This window comes from Salinivibrio sp. MA427, from assembly GCF_001996115.1.
In the GTDB taxonomy this organism is placed as follows: Bacteria; Pseudomonadota; Gammaproteobacteria; order Enterobacterales; family Vibrionaceae; genus Salinivibrio; species Salinivibrio costicola.
Window position 1 is genome coordinate 1 of the sequence record NZ_MUFH01000384.1, and the last position, 2,032, is coordinate 2,032.

The 2,032-nt window shown below is 46.8% G+C and carries 2 protein-coding genes; one reads left to right on the forward strand and one right to left on the reverse strand.

What is annotated here, in order from left to right; all coding sequences use genetic code 11:
- On the forward strand, positions 1–696 hold a 696-nt coding region (locus BZG79_RS14765), incomplete at its 5' end, for a sulfatase-like hydrolase/transferase (RefSeq protein ID WP_199877969.1).
- A gap of 77 nt (positions 697–773) precedes the next feature.
- On the opposite strand, the gene BZG79_RS14770 is transcribed toward BZG79_RS14765, so the two are convergent.
- A complete protein-coding gene (locus BZG79_RS14770; protein WP_077460923.1) occupies positions 774–1,961 on the reverse strand; it encodes an acetate kinase in 1,188 nt (395 codons plus the stop codon).
- Positions 1,962–2,032 lie beyond the last annotated feature (71 nt).

Sequence of the window (2,032 nt, forward strand, 5' to 3'; positions counted from 1 at the left end):
GATTTATATAGTATGGCTGACAAACAGTTTCGTTCGCTTCATCAAAAAGGCAAACCTTTTTTTAGTCTTGTTTTTACTAGTTCCAACCATTCGCCCTATGAGTACCCAGATGGACAAATCACACCTTACACTAAGGAAAAAAGTACACGTCTAAATACGGTAAAATACTCGGATCATGCACTCGGTGAGTTTTTTAACAAGGCTAAACAATCAGACTATTGGGAAAACACCATCTTTTTGATCATTGCGGATCATGATTCACGCGCCTATGGCGATGATCCGATCTCCGTTAGCCGTTTTCACATCCCAGCGTTAATTATCGGAAAAGATATTCCTAAACGCAAAGACACCCGTTTAGTCAGTAGTTTAGATATGCCGCCGACGTTACTTTCATTGATCGGTATCGATGCGACAACACCTATGATAGGCCATGATTTAAACCGCGCCGTACCATCTGAATATCAACGTGCAATGATGCAGTTCGATAAAAACTTCGGTTATTTAACACGTGAATCACTGGTAGTGCTTCAGCCCAAAAAAGCCCCGGTCGCCTATCAATATGATGTTGTAAAACAAGTACTCAGTCCGATCAAATTAAACCAAGAGGCGGTAGTGCGCGCAAAAGCACATGCGCTGTTGGGCGGGAAGCTATACAGGCAAGGATTATATCCATCAGGAACAAAAAATCCGCGCTGACTTAGTAACATACCGCGAGCAAATAGAGGAACAGCGAGCAATAATACTCGCTGTTTCTATTCAGAGAAGGCTAAGATTCAGGCCATTGCCATGGCTTGCTGGGCAATCACCAGCTCTTCGTTGGTTGGGATCACCAATGCGAGCGGTGAATCTTGTGTTGTGATTTGTCCTGCGGCACCGAACCGAGCTGCGGCGTTGGCGTCGGCATCTGACTGATAACCGAAAATCGCGAGTTCTTTTAGGATCATCTCACGGACTGGCAGTGAGTTTTCGCCAATTCCACCTGTGAAAACAATCGCATCCAGGCGGGATAACGGCACCATGTAACTTGCGATGAATTTCGCAACACGATAAGCAAACATTTCCAGCGCGAGTTGCGCACCTCTGTGGCCTTCTTCCGCGGCTTCAACCAGCCCACGACAATCATTAGTGAGCTCAGACACACCAAGGAGCCCTGCTTTATCGATTAGCTCATGATGGATTTGATCCATGCTGAGCCCTTTTTTCGATAAAAACTCTAGAATAGATGGGTCGATATCACCACAGCGAGTGCCCATCATCAAACCGGCTAAAGGCGTAAAGCCCATGCTGGTATCGACACTTTGACCGTCTTTGACCGCACACAAAGAGGCACCGTTACCAAGGTGTACGGTGATGACGTTGGTTTGTTCAGGCGCTTGGTTAAGCCATTTTGCCGCTTCACGACTTACGTAATAATGGCTGGTGCCATGAAAACCATAGCGACGAATGCCATAATCATTATAGAGCTGACGCGAGATCGCGTAGTGATACGCTTTTTCCGGCATGGTTTGATGGAATGCTGTGTCGAAAACCGCGACTTGAGGAAGGTTAGGGAAAGCTTTACGCGCGGCATTAATACCAACGACATGAGCGGGGTTGTGCAGTGGCGCCAGGGATTTCAAGGCATCGATCTGTGCAAGTACGGCATCATCGATAAGCGTCGCCTGACTGAAGGTTTCGCCACCATGGACCACTCGGTGCCCAACAGCTTGTAATTTATCACTGAGTTGGTTGTTTTCGATAAGGCCCACAATAATGTCCATGGCCTCTTGATGGTGGTCGCTTCCTGCACTCAATGTCTTTTCAGTTTTGTTACCGTCGACTTTCCAGCTCATGCATGCGTCATCACGACCAAAACACTCTCCGGCGCCTGAAATCACAGCATCGCCTGTTTGCGCGTCCATCAGTGCAAACTTTAAAGACGAACTGCCTGAATTTATAACGAGTACCAGTGCATCACTCATAGGTTTACCTTATTGGCAGAATTGGGATCGCGACTTGCGGCCGCCACCCTATTATTAAAATATTTTTGAAT